This window comes from Methylobacterium sp. GC_Met_2, from assembly GCF_026540795.1.
GTDB lineage: Bacteria > Pseudomonadota > Alphaproteobacteria > Rhizobiales > Beijerinckiaceae > Methylobacterium.
Window position 1 is genome coordinate 49,389 of the sequence record NZ_JALNUM010000024.1, and the last position, 13,618, is coordinate 63,006.

Below are 13,618 nucleotides of genomic sequence, written 5' to 3' on the forward strand. Positions count from 1 at the left end.
GCTTACGTCCTTTGGAATCCCTCGACGATAACCCTCATGCCGCCCGGATCGCGGCCGCGACCGCCTCCGGGTATTCCTCGTGCGGGCTGAGCGCCCCGGGGATCGCGGCGCCGGTCACGCGGCCGGAGGCGATCAGCGCGTCCATCTCGGCCCCCGAGCGGCGCGGCGCGCCCTCAGAGCGCAGCACCAGGGTCGGCGGCAGATCGCCCGCGAACAGGTCGAGGAAATCCGTGCGGCTGCCCACCGGGTCGAGCCCGCCGGTGACGAAGGCGGCGGTGCCGAACCGGCCGTTGCGCTGGCGGGTGATGGCGTGCTTCTCGCGGATCAGGGCCGGGGTCACCCGGGCGGCGTCGGCGTAGACGTGGGCGCGCAGCATCCGGCCGATGATCGGCGGGCTGATGTTGATCCGGTAGAGTGCCTCGCCGAGGAGCGGCGCCTCCACGGCCCGGCGGATCCGCGGGAACCAGTGGGCGCGGCCCGGCATCGCGGTGGGCAGCGGCCCGCGCCAGGTCGGCGCCACCAGCACCAGCCGGTCGAAGGCTTTCGGATGGCGGCGCGCCGTCGCGACCAGATAGCCGGCGGCGTGACCGGCCGCGACCCCGAGGGCGTAGGGCCCCGGGGCGGCTTCGAGCAGCGCATCCAGGAAGGTGTGGAAGGTTTCGGGAGCCAGGGGCACCCGCGCCCGCGCCCGGGCGCCGAAGCCCGGCCAGTCGGGGATGCGGCAGCGATAGTCGGACCCGAGGGCGCGGGCGAGGCCTTCCATCTCGGCTCGCGCCGAGATGGTCGACAGGGCCGGCAGCAGCAGCGCCGCCTTCCCCTGCCCGATCACGTCGCAGGGCGTCGGCACCGGCCAGCCCACCACCGTGAGGTTCAGCGCCTGCGTGTCCATCCGGCAATCCACCCGATCGGGGATCCCAAAGGGCTGCGCCCTTCGGTGGGTTGCCAGGGCAAAGCCCTGGCGCGCAGTTTAGGTGCGCAGCAACTCGTTGATGGCGGTCTTGGACCGGGTGCCCGCATCGACGCGCTTGACGATCACCGCGCAGTACAGGCCGGGGCCCGGCGAGCCATCCGGCAGGGCCTTGCCGGGCATCGTGCCCGAGACCACCACCGAGTAGGGCGGTACGCGCCCGTACATCACCTCACCGGTGGCGCGGTCCACGATCTTGGTGGAGGCGCCGATATAGACGCCCATCGACAGGACGCTGCCCTGGCCGACGATCACGCCCTCGGCCACCTCGGCGCGGGCGCCGATGAAGCAATCGTCCTCGATGATCACCGGGTTGGCCTGGAGCGGCTCCAGCACGCCCGCGATGCCGGCGCCGCCGGAGATGTGGCAGTTCTTCCCCACCTGCGCGCAGGAGCCGATCGTCACCCAGGTGTCGACCATCGTGCCCTCGCCGACATGGGCGCCGAGATTGACGAAGCTCGGCATCAGCACGGCGCCGGGCGCGATGTAGGAGCCGCGACGCACGAAGCAGCCCGGCACCGCCCGCAAGCCTGCAGCGCGGAACTCGGCCTCGCCCCAGCCGGCGAACTTGGAGGCGACCTTGTCCCACCAGGGCGCGCCGCCGGGGCCGCCCTCGATCGTCGCCATGTCGTTGAGACGGAAGGAGAGCAGCACCGCCTTCTTCAGCCACTGGTTGACCACCCAATCGTGGTTGCCGCTCTTCTCGGCGACCCGGGCCTTGCCGGAATCGAGCAGATCGAGCGCCGCCTCCACGGCCTCGCGCACCGCGCCCTTGGTGGCGGTCGAGATATTGGCGCGGTCCTCCCAGGCGGCTTCGATGGTCTGGGCGAGATCGGAATGGGCGAGATCAGAAATGGGCTTGCCGGCCTGGGACATGGAGGTCGAAACACTCTCGTGGCGGGGAGTCCGTGCTTACAAGCGGGCACCGGGGCTGTCACCTGAGGAGATGCCGTCGATCACGTCGAGGAGCGTGCGCACCCGATCGAGGTCGGCCGCCAAGTCCGCGAGGTCGTCCGCCAGCGTCGCGTGGACGGCCTGCGCGGCCTCCGGAAATTCCTCCAGCACGCGGCGCATCAGCGTCGGGGTGATGCGCATGACCGCGGTGGCGCTCTCGGCCCGGGCCACGGTCGGGCGCGTCCCGCGCACGAACAGGGCGAGCTGCCCGATCAGCGCGGAGCGGCCGGCCCGGACCGGCTCGGCGCGGGCGTCCCGGGGCTCGAGCCGGATCGTTCCCGACATCACCACGAAGCCGCCATCGGCCGGGTCGCCGCGGGCAAACAGCAGGTCGCCATCCGCGAGATCGCGGCGCTCGGCCGCGAAGGTCAGCAGGCGCAGGGCATCCCGATCGAGGAAGCCGAACAGCGGCGCACCGGCGAGGATCGCGATATCGTCGTCGAGCCCCAAGAACGCCTCACCACCCTGCGCATACGCGTACCGATTGGTCGCATATACGGTAAACGTCTTTTCGTCAGGGCAGCAACTTGTATCCACCGCCCTCCGTCACCAAGATCGCGGCGGTGGCCGGGTTGGGCTCGATCTTCTGGCGCAGCCGGTAGATATGCGTCTCCAGCGTGTGGGTGGTGACGTGGGCGTTGTAGCCCCAGACCTCTGCCAGCAACGTGTCGCGGTTCACCACGGCCCGGCCCGCCCGATAGAGGAAGCGCAGGATCGCGGTCTCCTTCTCGGTGAGCTTGAGCTTCGAGCCGCGCTCGCCGACCAGCAGCTTGGCGCCGGGCCGGAACGTGTAGGGGCCGATCTGGAACACCGCGTCCTCGGAGGCCTCGTGGCTGCGCAGGTGGGCACGGATCCGGGCCAGCAGGATGCCGAACTTGAACGGCTTGGTGACGTAGTCGTTGGCGCCGGCCTCCAGCCCCTCGACGTGATCGGCCTCGGAATCCTGGGCGGTGAGCATGATCACCGGTCCGCGGAAGCCGCCGGTGCGCATCCGGCGCACGGCCTCACGCCCGTCGAGATCGGGCAGGCCGACATCCATCACGGCGAGGTCGATGCGCTCCGTGGCGGTCCGCCGGATCGCGTCCGCGGCATTCGCCTCGGTGAAGACCGTGAACTCGTCGCAGAGATCGAGCTGTTCGGTTAGGGTGTCGCGCAGGATCGCGTCATCGTCGCAGATCAGCAGGCGGTAGGCATTCGACATCGTCCGGGTCCCAGGACAGGCCGCCGGTTGGGGAGGGCGATCCTCCCGGGGGCAGCACGCAAGACTAGCGGTTCTCGGCAGGATCGTGGCGATACGCGATCGCAGCGATTCTGCGGAGGCTTTCGTGTCCGCATCATTGCGCCGTCGAGGCGGAGGACGCCCCGGCGAGCGGGTCTGCTGCGGTGGCCGGGCCGCCGTGCCGGACTCCGAAGGTGCCCCGCCCGCGCTGGCGCGGGACCGGTCTCCTCCCAAGTCCCGGCTGACGTCCCGGGTTGCGAGCAAGGATAGAGCACACTTTGTGGCCGGAAATTGCCTTGTGCGCAATTTTCATCCGTCCGGGCGCGAATATCGGGCATAAGGCGCGCCGATCGAGGCCGGCCAGCCGGCTTGGGGCAGGGCGGCTTGGTGGAGGGCGGATATGCGGCGACGGCCGGGCGGACGGGCCGAGGACGGCGTCCCCGTGACGGTGCGCGAGATCCGTGTGCGCGCGGTGATCGGCAACCGGTCCCGGGGCCAGCTCTTGGTCGGACCCATGGTGATTCCCTGTGCGCTCGGCGCCGGCGGCATCGTCGTCGACAAGCGCGAGGGTGATGGCGGCTCGCCCCGCGGACGGTTCCGGGTGCGCGGCGGTGCCTACCGCCCCGACCATCTCGGGCTTCGCCCACGCACGACCCTGCCGCTCCGGGCGACCCGGCCCGGCGACGGCTGGTGCGACGAAATCCGGGACCGCCGCTACAACCGCCCGATCCGCCTGCCGGCCCCGGGCGTCAGCGCCGAATCGATGTGGCGGGACGACGGGCTCTACGACGTGGTGATCGACCTCGACTACAATCGCGGGCCGATCCGCAGGGGGCGGGGGTCTGCGATCTTCCTGCACCTCGCCCGGGATGGCTACCGCCCCACGGAGGGCTGCGTCGCACTCGCCCGGGCCGATCTGTTGCGGCTGCTGCGGCGGCTCGGGCCGCGGACCTACCTGCGGATCGGGTGAGGGCGCCTCCCCGTGTTCACACGCGCGTGAACACGGGGTTCGAAAAGACATCCGCATTTCATGAATTCTGATTTCGAATCGTTAAAACAGCTGTGTAGAGCCGTCTTCATCATGGAAAAATCATCGTAAATATGAATTCACTTTTATTGAGATTGATTTTGGCCAAGGATCAAAAAATCGACTTTTTGCTCTACGGTGGGGCCCTTTGATTTTTGAAATATTTAGTAATGAACCTAGTTATATTTCCGAAGCGGCAAGCATTCGTACTTATAAAAATTCTCAATATTTAATTTGATTTCGTCAATGCTGCATGATAAGCCATTATTGACCAATAATTAAGTTCATCAGCCGAGGCGGCAATGCAGGAAAATTGCGTTTGCTATGCTGTCGATTCGAATTATTTGTTTCCTGCAACATTGAGTGCCCTGCAGGTCAGAAAAAACACGCCGCATGCGCGCGCCGATGTCGCCATCGTGTGTTTCGATGAGCCGAATGACAACACAAGGCTAGCGGCGACACTTTCCGAGGCCTCCGGGATCAAATTCATCCTGATGCCCCAATCTGAACTTGAGGGCGTCCCCCTGGCCTACGCGCGGCTGTTTCTCGACAAAGCGCTTCCGGCACAATACAGGAACCTGGTGTATATCGACGGCGATACACAGGTGCCCAACTCCCTCGAGGGCCTGTTCGCGCCCGGCCTGGCACACCACGATTTCGTGGCGGCCCGCGATGCCATGACCTTGATCGTCAACGACAACACTCGGATAGCGAAGCGCATCAAACAATATTTCCGATCTCTAAATATCGGTGAAGATAAACACGAGCGGTATTTCAATTCGGGCGTCATGAAACTCAAGAGGAGTATCATCGGTGACTTGCGATCGGAGATCAAAAATCTGCTCGCCCGGAACAAGAATGCTTTCACTTTTTTTGATCAGGACGCTCTGAATATCATATTGTCTGGCAACAAGAATTTGATGTCCATGAAGTGGAATTTCCCCACCTTCCTCATGAACTATAGCCATTTTCGAGAGGTGCCCGCCAACCTGCTGCATTTCTGCTCGAACCCACGCCCCTGGCACGGCCCTTTCGCCCCCTGGGGAGACGCATACTTTCAGGTCTATACCGAGTTTGCGAAGTCCTTTCCGAACACCAATCAGAAGACCCAGCCTCTCAAAGGTCTGAAGAAGGTCAAATACATCCTCCAGACCCGGTACAAGAGTATCGTCGAGCCGTATATCTGGGACAATGTCTATTCTCGCCGCAGGAGGATCGTGCAGGAGTTGGATACGATCATCTGAACGGGATCGTCCTGTACTCCTCCGAGAGCCGTGTTTTGACGCGCTCTCGTGCACCGAACCGGTGTCCGCTTCGTCGGAGCGCGCTCTCGATGGAACGGCATCGCCCCCAATGCGGAAACGATCTGATCTTGCGGACCGGGGTCCGAGGAGGAACGTATGCGTCTGGCCGTGGTCGGATCGGGCTATGTCGGGCTGGTCACCGGGGTCTGCCTGGCGGATTTCGGCCATTCGGTCGTCTGCATCGACAAGGATCCCGCGAAGATTGCGGCCTTGAATGCGGGGCGGATGCCGATCTACGAGCCGGGCCTCGGCGACCTCGTCGCCGACAACGTCGCCCAAGGCCGGCTGGCCTTCGTGACGGATCTCGGCCCCGCGGTCGCCCAGGCGGAGGCCGTCTTCATCGCGGTCGGTACGCCGTCGCGCCGCGGGGACGGCTTTGCTGACATGACCTATGTCCGCGAGGCTGCGCAGGAAATCGCCCGGTCCGTCAGGGGTTTCACGGTCATTGTGACCAAGTCGACCGTTCCGGTGGGGGAGGGCGACGTGGTCGAGCGGATCGTGCGTGAGGTCGCCCCCGAGGCGGATGTCTCGGTCGTCTCGAACCCGGAATTCCTCCGGGAAGGCGCCGCGATCTCCGACTTCAAGCGGCCCGATCGGATCGTCATCGGCGTGGACGATCCGCGCGCCGAGGCGGTGATGCGCGAGATCTATCGCCCCCTGTATCTCAACGCGGCCCCGATCCTCGTGATGGGCCGGCGGACGGCCGAACTCACGAAATACGCCGCCAACGCGTTCCTGGCGACCAAGATCACGTTCATCAACGAAATTGCCGAACTGTGCGAGGTCGTCGGCGCGGACGTTCAGGCCGTGGCGCGCGGGATCGGCCTCGACGGACGGATCGGGCCGAAATTCCTCCATGCAGGTCCGGGCTACGGGGGATCCTGCTTCCCGAAGGACACCCTGGCGCTGGTGAAGACCGCGCAGGACCACGAGGTGCCGTTGCGGATCGTCGAGACCGTCGTGGCGGTCAACGACAGCCGCAAGCGCGCGATGGCCCGCAAGGTGATCCGGGCCTGCGGCGGATCGGTGCGGGGCAAGACGGTGGCCATGCTCGGCCTCACCTTCAAGCCGGACACCGACGACATGCGCGAGGCCCCGTCCCTGGCGATCGCCACCGGTCTGCAGGATGCGGGCTGCCGTGTCCGCGCCTACGATCCCGAGGGCCTGGAGCAGGCCCGCCCGCTGATGCCCGGCGTGGACTTCGCCGACGACGCCTATGCCTGCGCGGAGGGGGCCGACGCGGTGGTGATCGTGACCGAGTGGAACGCTTTCCGCGCCCTCGACCTCGCCCGGCTGCGGGCGATCATGGCAACACCGGTCTTGATCGATCTGCGCAATATCTACGAACCGGAAACGGCCCGCCGTCACGGATTTTCCTACACGAGCGTCGGTCGGCGCGGGGACGGGCCCGCCCTCGACGCGTGAGGGATCGGCGTAGCGGCGGCCGCACCCGGGCGGGGCCCGGAGCGTTGGGTGGAAGGAGGGTTCGAGCGTGCGCTACGACGATACGAAGAAGATCCTGGTGACGGGCGGTGCCGGTTTCCTCGGTTCGCATCTCTGCGAGCGTCTGCTCAACGACGGACATGAAGTCCTGTGCGTCGACAACTTCTACACCGGCACGCGGCGCAATATCGCGCATCTGCTGGGCAATCCGCGCTTCGAGATCCTGCGTCACGACGTGACATTCCCGCTCTACGTCGAAGTCGATGAGATCTACAATCTCGCCTGCCCGGCCTCGCCGGTGCATTACCAGTTCGATCCGGTCCAGACGACGAAGACGAGCGTCATCGGCGCGATCAACATGCTGGGCTTGGCCAAGCGCCTGCGGATCAAGGTGTTCCAGGCCTCCACGTCGGAGGTCTACGGCGACCCGGAAGTGCATCCGCAGGTCGAAGAATACGTCGGCCACGTCAACCCGATCGGCTTCCGCTCCTGCTACGACGAGGGCAAGCGCTGTGCCGAGACCCTGTTCTTCGACTACCGGCGCCAGCACAATCTGCCGATCAAGGTCGTGCGCATCTTCAACACCTACGGCCCGCGCATGCACCCGAACGACGGCCGCGTCGTCTCGAACCTGATCATGCAGGCGCTCCGGGGCGACGAGATCACGCTTTACGGCGACGGGGAGCAGACGCGCTCGTTCTGCTACGTGAGCGACCTGATCGAGGGCTTCGTCCGCCTGATGGACAGCGGGCCTGAGGTGACCGGACCGATCAACATCGGCAATCCGAACGAGTTCACGATCCGGGACCTCGCCCACATGGTGATCGAGCTAACGGATTCGCGCTCGCGGATCACCCACCGTCCCCTGCCGCCGGACGACCCGCGGCAGCGTCGGCCCGATATCGGGAAGGCGAAGGCCATTCTGGATTGGGAGCCGACCGTGCAACTCCGCGAGGGGTTGGAGCGGACGATCGCGTATTTCCGCGCGACGCTTTAGGTCGTGTCGGACGGCAAATAGCGGGTTCCCCAAGGGCGAACCCTTGGGCAGGGGTTCGGGGGCAGAGCCCCCCGAGATCCGGGCGAAGCCCGGCACCAGGGCTCTGCCCTGGACCCGCGAAAGGTCTCGAGCTTTCGAAACCGGGACATGAGCCAGGCGCCGCTACGTTTTCGGCTTGCGTGCCCCGAAGATGGCTGTCCCGACCCGGACATGGGTGGCGCCGAGCTGGATCGCCGCCGGAAAGTCGGCGCTCATGCCCATGGAGAGGATCGGCAGGTCGTGCTCCTGAGCCAGCCGGGCCAGCAGGGCGAAATGCGCCGAGGGCGGATCCTCCGCGGGGGGGATGCACATCAACCCCTGGATCGCCAGCCCGTGCGTGTCGCGGCACTCGGCGAGCAGGGTGGCCAGCTGGTCCGGCAACACGCCGCCCTTCTGGGGTTCCGCGCCGGTGTTGACCTGGATCAGCAGCTTCGGAGTCCGGCCCGACCGGGCGATCTCCTTGGCGAGCGCGGCGGCCAGCGACGGCCGGTCCAGGGCGTGGATCACGTCGAACAGCGCCACCGCCTCCCGGGCCTTGTTGGATTGTAACGGCCCGACGAGGTGCAGTTCCACATCCGGGTAGCGGGCGCGCAGGTCCGGCCACTTCGCCGTCGACTCCTGCACGTAGTTCTCGCCGAACACCCGCTGCCCCGCCTCGAGCGCCGGCAGGATGCCTTCGGCCGGCACGGTCTTGGAGACGGCGACCAGCTGAACCTCGGACGGGTCACGCTCCGAATCCTCGGCCGCCCGGGCGATCGCCGCCCGCACCTCGGCGAGCCCGGCGGCGACGTCGGCCTGTCCGACCGGCAGCTTCGCGGTCGGGTGCCCCATCCCGTCCGCCGCCGGGGCGTTCGAATCGGTGATCGCGTCGTCCATACCTGACTGTCCTGTCGCTGCCGGGCGCCGGTTCCGACCTATGCGCTCGCGCGCCCCGCGCAAGCCCGAATCGCACGCTGCGTTGACCGGCTCCCGCGCAGATATGCTATCGCGGCGCGACCGTGCCGTCGTCATTCCGCAAAATGACCGACGAGCCCCTGACCCCGCCCGGATCCATGACCAGCACCGCCGTTCCCCAACCCGTCGAGCGCTACAACGCCAAGGATGCCGAGCCGCGGTGGCAGGACGCCTGGGCAGAGCAGCGGCTGTTCGAGACCGACAATGCCGACAGCCGCCCGAAATACTACGTGCTGGAGATGTTCCCCTACCCGTCGGGGCGCATCCACATGGGCCACGTCCGCAACTACGCGATGGGCGACGTGGTGGCGCGCTACAAGCGCGCCCGCGGCTTCAACGTGCTGCACCCGATGGGTTGGGACGCATTCGGATTGCCGGCCGAGAACGCCGCCATGGAGCGCAAGGTCAACCCGCGGGACTGGACCTACGCCAACATCGCGTCGATGCGCGACCAGCTGAAGGCCATGGGCCTGTCGCTCGACTGGAGCCGGGAGATCGCGACATGCGATCCCGACTACTACAAGCACCAGCAGCGCATGTTCCTGGACTTTCTCGACAAGGGCCTCGTCACCCGCCGTACCGCCAAGGTGAACTGGGACCCGGTGGACCACACGGTGCTGGCCAATGAGCAGGTGATCGACGGGCGCGGCTGGCGCTCGGGCGCGCTGGTCGAGCAGCGCGAGCTGACCCAATGGTTCTTCAAGATCACCGACTTCGCCGAGGATCTGCTGACCGCCCTCGATGGTCTGGACCGCTGGCCGGAGAAAGTCCGGCTGATGCAGAAGAACTGGATCGGCCGCTCGGAGGGGCTGGAGGTCCGGTTCGCCCTGGCCCATCCACCGGCCGGCGTGCCCGAATCGGTGACCGTCTACACGACCCGGCCCGACACGCTGTTCGGCGCAAAATTCCTGGCGATCGCCGCCGATCATCCGATCGCCGCCGCGCTCGCCGCCGATAAGCCTGAGCTCCAGGCCTTCATCGAGGAGTGCCGCCGCACCGGCACCGCGCAGGCCGCGATCGACACCGCCGAGAAGCACGGCTTCGACACCGGCCTGACCGTGCGCCATCCCCTCGACTCGTCCTGGGCGCTGCCGGTCTACGTGGCGAACTTCGTGCTGATGGAATACGGCACCGGCGCCGTGTTCGGCTGCCCGGCGCACGACCAGCGCGACCTCGATTTCGCGAACAAGTACGGGCTCGGCAACACGCCGGTGGTCTGTCCGGAGGGGCAGGACCCGGCGAGCTTCGTGATCACTGACACCGCCTATGTCGAGGACGGGCGGATGATCAATTCGCGCTTCCTCGACGGGCTGAGCACCGACGCGGCGTTCGAGGCGGTGGCCCGGCGCCTCGAAGGGGAGGGGGTCGCCACCCGCAAGGTGCAGTTCCGCCTGCGCGACTGGGGCGTCTCGCGCCAGCGCTACTGGGGTTGCCCGATCCCGATCATCCACTGCGAATCCTGCGGGCCGGTCCCCGTGCCGGTGGCCGACCTGCCGGTCAAGCTGCCCGAGGCGGTGTCGTTCGACCAGCCCGGCAACCCCCTGGAGCGGGACGCCGCCTGGCGCAACGTGCCCTGCCCGCATTGCGGCGCGGCGGCCCGGCGCGAGACCGACACGATGGACACGTTCGTCGATTCGTCCTGGTACTACGCCCGCTTCACCGCCCCCTGGCTCACCGACGCCCCCACGGACCGCGCCGTGGTCGATCGTTGGCTGGCGGTGGACCAGTATATCGGCGGCATCGAGCACGCGATCCTGCACCTGCTCTACGCCCGGTTCTTCATGCGGGCGATGCGCGAGACCGGTTGGGCGGGCGTCGCCGAACCCTTCGCCGGCCTGTTCACGCAGGGCATGGTGGTGCACGAGACCTACAAGGATGCGGCCGGCGCCTGGGTGCCCCCGGCCGAGATCCGCTTCTCCACGGAGGAGGGGGAGCGCCGCGCGTTTCACGTGAAAACTCAGGCGCCGATCGCGATCGGCCCGATCGAGAAGATGTCGAAGTCCAAGAAGAACGTGGTCGATCCCGACGACATCATCGCGAGCTACGGGGCCGACACGGCGCGCTGGTTCATGCTGTCCGACTCGCCGCCCGAGCGCGACGTGATCTGGACCGAGGAGGGCGTGCAGGGCGCGGCCCGGTTCGTCCAGAAGGTCTGGCGGCTGGTAAACGCCGCGCGCGCGGCGACCGGCGACGGCGCCGCGGATCTCGCCCTGCGCAAGGCCGCCCACCGGGCGCTGGCCTCCGTGCAGGACGATATCGAGCGCCTGCGCTTCAACCGCTGCGTGGCCCACATCTACACGCTGGCCAACGCCCTGGAGGACGGGTTGCGCGGCCCGGTCACGCCGGCTGTTGCCAAGGAGGCGGCCGGGATCCTGGTCCAGCTGATCGCCCCGATGATGCCGCATCTGGCGGAGGAGTGCTGGACGGTGCTCGGACGCTCCGGGCTCGTCGCGCAGGCGTCCTGGCCGGAGACCGAGGCCGGGCTCCTCGTCGAGGACGAGATCACCCTGCCGGTCCAGATCAACGGCAAGAAGCGCGCGGACGTCACCGTGAAGCGGGACGCCGACGCGAAGGCGGTGGAAGCCGCGACCCTGGCGCTGGCGGCGGTCCAGACGATCCTGGAGGGGCGGGCGCCCCGCAAGGTGATCGTGGTGCCGGGGCGGATTGTGAATCTGGTGGTGTGAGGCGTCCGGCAACCGCCGATGCCGGCCTTCGTCTATACGCGCCACGCGATGAACAACATGGCTGACCGTGGGATCGACCGTGCGCTCGTCGAGCGCACCGTCCTGGCCCCGGAGGCGACCGAGCCGGATCCGCAGTATCCCGAACGCGTGCGGGCCTATTGCGCAGTGCCGGAATTCGGCGGTCGTATCCTGCGCGTGGTTTATGTCGAGGAGCCGGCGTTGACTTACCGCATCATCACGCTTTTCCTCGATCGTGGCCGGAGGCGCAGACATGAAAGTCAGATACGATCCGGAGGCTGACGCCCTCTACCTGCGCCTGGCCGATACATCGGTCAGCGAGAGTGAGGAGGTGCGCCCCGGCATCATCTTCGATTTCGATGCGGAGGGTCGCGTCGTCGCCATTGAGATCCTGGATACCAAGGCGCGTCTCTCGGCCGGCGTGGATCTCGTGCATCTCAGTGCGGCGTAAGGCCGGTCAAGGCGCCGCCAGCCCCGGATCCTGCCCGCTGGCTTCCAGGCCGCGACGCACGAGCCCCTCCCGCTTCGCCCACGCGATGAAGTCGGCGAGGTAGGCCGCCCCCGCCGGGCGTCCGACCGGCAGGCCCATCGCCTGCGGGATCTCCATGAAGTGCCCCGGCAGCAACCGCACCTCCGGATGCGCCGCCGCGTAGGCGGCCAGCGGCTGCGCCACCCCGGCCGCCACCTCCAGCCCGTCCCGCGCGAAGGCCGTGACCGCCTCGGCCGATGTCGGAGCCCGCACCAGGGTCGCGTGGGTCAGGCTCCGGCTCAGGAACAGGTCGTAGGCGCTGCCGCGGCCCACCGAGACCCGCACGCCGTCGCGGTCGACCGCCTCCTGGGTCCGGATCGGGGAGGAGTCCGGCACGAGGTAGCTGCCGGCGATCAGCACGTAGGGCGCCGTGAAGGCGATGCCCTCGGCCCGCTTCGGGTCGATCGCCAGGAAGCAGATGTCCCAGCTGCCCGACCCCGCCGAGCCCGAGACCGCCCCCGCCCCCGGGAAGGTCACGAATGTCACCGTGACGCCGAGCCGCGCCGCGAGCGCCCGGGCGAGATCCACCGACACCCCCGCGGGCCCGTCCGGTCCGGCCTGCGCCAGCACCGGGTTGCCGAGGTTGATCGCCGCCCGGAGCGTGCCGGTGGGGGCGAGGTCGTGCAGGATGGCGGGATCGGGCGTCATAGGTTCGAGCGTCATGGGCTTCGTCTCCGCGCAGGCGAGGACCGGAACGAGAAGCAGGCCGAGCGCCGCGAGGATCCGCATCAGGCTCGCTCGACCCGACCGGGCAGGGCAGCCTTGGCGCCGCGCCGTCGCCGCCGGGCCAGCATGTTGAGGCCCTCCACGCCCGCCGAGAACGCCATGGCGGTGTAGATGTAGCCCTTCGGCACGTGCGCCCCGAACCCTTCGGCGATCAGCACCATGCCGATCATGATCAGGAAGCCGAGCGCCAGCATCACCACGGTGGGGTTGCGGGCGATGAAGGCCGAAAGCGGCTCAGCGGCGAGCAGCATCACCGCGCCGGCGACGATCACCGCCACCATCATCACCGGCACGTGCTCGGTCATGCCGACCGCCGTGATGATCGAGTCGATCGAGAACACGAGGTCGAGCAGCAGGATCTGGCCGATCGCCGCGCCGAAGCCCAGGCTGCCGCCGGATTCTTCCGAATTCGGCTCCGGGTCCACAGAGTGGTGGATCTCCTTGGTGGCCTTCCAGAGCAGGAACAGGCCGCCGCCGATCAGGATCAGGTCGCGCCAGGAGAAGTCCTGGCCGAACACCGAGAAAACCGGCTCGGTCAGGTGCACGATGAACGCCACCGTTCCCAGCAATCCCAGACGCAGGATCAGGGCCAGCCCGATGCCGATCCGCCGGGCCCGGGTCTGCTGCTCGGCCGGCAGCTTGTTGGTCAGGATCGATATGAAGATCAGGTTGTCGATGCCGAGCACCACCTCCATCACCACGAGGGTGGCGAGCGCGGCCCAGACGGCGGGCTGGCTGGCAAGGTGGATCAGGCCGG

Annotated in this window: 14 protein-coding genes; 7 read left to right on the forward strand and 7 right to left on the reverse strand. The window is 67.5% G+C overall.

Features of this window, described 5'->3' with window-relative positions; all coding sequences use genetic code 11:
* Positions 1–34 precede the first annotated feature (34 nt).
* The 4 genes from OXS49_RS11230 to OXS49_RS11245 form a co-directional block, all read right to left on the reverse strand.
* Complete coding sequence (locus OXS49_RS11230; protein WP_244005168.1) at positions 35–889, reverse strand: alpha/beta fold hydrolase; 855 nt, start codon at positions 887–889, stop codon at positions 35–37.
* A gap of 78 nt (positions 890–967) precedes the next feature.
* On the reverse strand, positions 968–1,843 hold the full coding sequence (gene dapD, locus OXS49_RS11235; protein WP_244005166.1) for a 2,3,4,5-tetrahydropyridine-2,6-dicarboxylate N-succinyltransferase: 876 nt from the start codon (positions 1,841–1,843) through the stop codon (positions 968–970).
* Positions 1,844–1,879: 36 nt separating this feature from the next.
* Positions 1,880–2,371, reverse strand: a complete 492-nt coding sequence (locus OXS49_RS11240; protein WP_267424177.1) for a Crp/Fnr family transcriptional regulator — start codon at positions 2,369–2,371, stop codon at positions 1,880–1,882.
* 64 nt (positions 2,372–2,435) lie between these two features.
* Positions 2,436–3,122, reverse strand: a complete 687-nt coding sequence (locus OXS49_RS11245; RefSeq protein WP_244005162.1) for a response regulator transcription factor — start codon at positions 3,120–3,122, stop codon at positions 2,436–2,438.
* Positions 3,123–3,540: 418 nt separating this feature from the next.
* Between OXS49_RS11245 and OXS49_RS11250 the strand changes: the two genes are divergently transcribed.
* The 4 genes from OXS49_RS11250 to OXS49_RS11265 all read left to right on the forward strand — a co-directional run bounded on the left by OXS49_RS11250 (position 3,541) and on the right by OXS49_RS11265 (position 7,911).
* Positions 3,541–4,110 (forward strand): L,D-transpeptidase family protein, encoded by a 570-nt coding sequence (locus OXS49_RS11250; protein ID WP_244005160.1) that lies wholly within the window; start codon positions 3,541–3,543, stop codon positions 4,108–4,110.
* A gap of 359 nt (positions 4,111–4,469) precedes the next feature.
* Complete coding sequence (locus OXS49_RS11255) at positions 4,470–5,411, forward strand: glycosyltransferase (protein ID WP_267424181.1); 942 nt, start codon at positions 4,470–4,472, stop codon at positions 5,409–5,411.
* Positions 5,412–5,567: 156 nt separating this feature from the next.
* Positions 5,568–6,896, forward strand: coding sequence for a UDP-glucose/GDP-mannose dehydrogenase family protein (locus tag OXS49_RS11260; RefSeq protein WP_244005156.1), 1,329 nt, complete (start codon positions 5,568–5,570; stop codon positions 6,894–6,896).
* A gap of 67 nt (positions 6,897–6,963) precedes the next feature.
* A complete protein-coding gene (locus OXS49_RS11265; RefSeq protein ID WP_244005154.1) occupies positions 6,964–7,911 on the forward strand; it encodes a UDP-glucuronic acid decarboxylase family protein in 948 nt (315 codons plus the stop codon).
* Positions 7,912–8,073: 162 nt separating this feature from the next.
* Here the strand turns inward: OXS49_RS11265 and OXS49_RS11270 are convergent, their stop codons facing one another.
* Positions 8,074–8,826 (reverse strand): YggS family pyridoxal phosphate-dependent enzyme, encoded by a 753-nt coding sequence (locus OXS49_RS11270; protein ID WP_267424183.1) that lies wholly within the window; start codon positions 8,824–8,826, stop codon positions 8,074–8,076.
* Positions 8,827–9,002: 176 nt separating this feature from the next.
* Between OXS49_RS11270 and leuS the strand changes: the two genes are divergently transcribed.
* From leuS to OXS49_RS11285, 3 genes are read left to right on the forward strand one after another with little or no spacing between them, the layout of a single operon-like run.
* Positions 9,003–11,588 (forward strand): leucine--tRNA ligase, encoded by a 2,586-nt coding sequence (gene leuS, locus OXS49_RS11275; protein WP_267424185.1) that lies wholly within the window; start codon positions 9,003–9,005, stop codon positions 11,586–11,588.
* Between the two features lie 18 nt (positions 11,589–11,606).
* The gene (locus OXS49_RS11280; RefSeq protein WP_244005148.1) at positions 11,607–11,888 is read left to right on the forward strand and encodes a DUF4258 domain-containing protein; all 282 of its coding nucleotides are present in this window, start codon (positions 11,607–11,609) and stop codon (positions 11,886–11,888) included.
* The gene (locus tag OXS49_RS11285; protein WP_244005146.1) at positions 11,860–12,057 is read left to right on the forward strand and encodes a DUF2283 domain-containing protein; all 198 of its coding nucleotides are present in this window, start codon (positions 11,860–11,862) and stop codon (positions 12,055–12,057) included. The genes OXS49_RS11280 and OXS49_RS11285 overlap by 29 nt, the downstream gene beginning before the upstream one ends.
* Positions 12,058–12,063: 6 nt before the next feature.
* On the opposite strand, the gene OXS49_RS11290 is transcribed toward OXS49_RS11285, so the two are convergent.
* Positions 12,064–12,864 (reverse strand): ABC transporter substrate-binding protein, encoded by an 801-nt coding sequence (locus OXS49_RS11290; RefSeq protein ID WP_267424186.1) that lies wholly within the window; start codon positions 12,862–12,864, stop codon positions 12,064–12,066.
* A complete protein-coding gene (locus tag OXS49_RS11295; RefSeq protein WP_267424188.1) occupies positions 12,864–13,613 on the reverse strand; it encodes a TerC family protein in 750 nt (249 codons plus the stop codon). Before OXS49_RS11295 ends, OXS49_RS11290 begins: the two co-directional genes overlap by 1 nt.
* Between the last annotated feature and the right edge of the window lie 5 nt (positions 13,614–13,618).

Bases quoted from the DNA above. Each gene is read 5' to 3' on its own strand.
- OXS49_RS11230 (WP_244005168.1), bottom strand. From the start codon at position 889: ATGGACACGCAGGCGCTGAACCTCACGGTGGTGGGCTGGCCGGTGCCG.
- dapD (WP_244005166.1), bottom strand. From the start codon at position 1,843: ATGTCCCAGGCCGGCAAGCCCATTTCTGATCTCGCCCATTCCGATCTC.
- OXS49_RS11245 (WP_244005162.1), bottom strand. From the start codon at position 3,122: ATGTCGAATGCCTACCGCCTGCTGATCTGCGACGATGACGCGATCCTG.
- OXS49_RS11250 (WP_244005160.1), top strand. From the start codon at position 3,541: ATGCGGCGACGGCCGGGCGGACGGGCCGAGGACGGCGTCCCCGTGACG.
- OXS49_RS11255 (WP_267424181.1), top strand. From the start codon at position 4,470: ATGCAGGAAAATTGCGTTTGCTATGCTGTCGATTCGAATTATTTGTTT.
- OXS49_RS11260 (WP_244005156.1), top strand. From the start codon at position 5,568: ATGCGTCTGGCCGTGGTCGGATCGGGCTATGTCGGGCTGGTCACCGGG.
- OXS49_RS11270 (WP_267424183.1), bottom strand. From the start codon at position 8,826: ATGGACGACGCGATCACCGATTCGAACGCCCCGGCGGCGGACGGGATG.
- leuS (WP_267424185.1), top strand. From the start codon at position 9,003: ATGACCAGCACCGCCGTTCCCCAACCCGTCGAGCGCTACAACGCCAAG.
- OXS49_RS11280 (WP_244005148.1), top strand. From the start codon at position 11,607: ATGCCGGCCTTCGTCTATACGCGCCACGCGATGAACAACATGGCTGAC.
- OXS49_RS11285 (WP_244005146.1), top strand. From the start codon at position 11,860: ATGAAAGTCAGATACGATCCGGAGGCTGACGCCCTCTACCTGCGCCTG.
- OXS49_RS11290 (WP_267424186.1), bottom strand. From the start codon at position 12,864: ATGCGGATCCTCGCGGCGCTCGGCCTGCTTCTCGTTCCGGTCCTCGCC.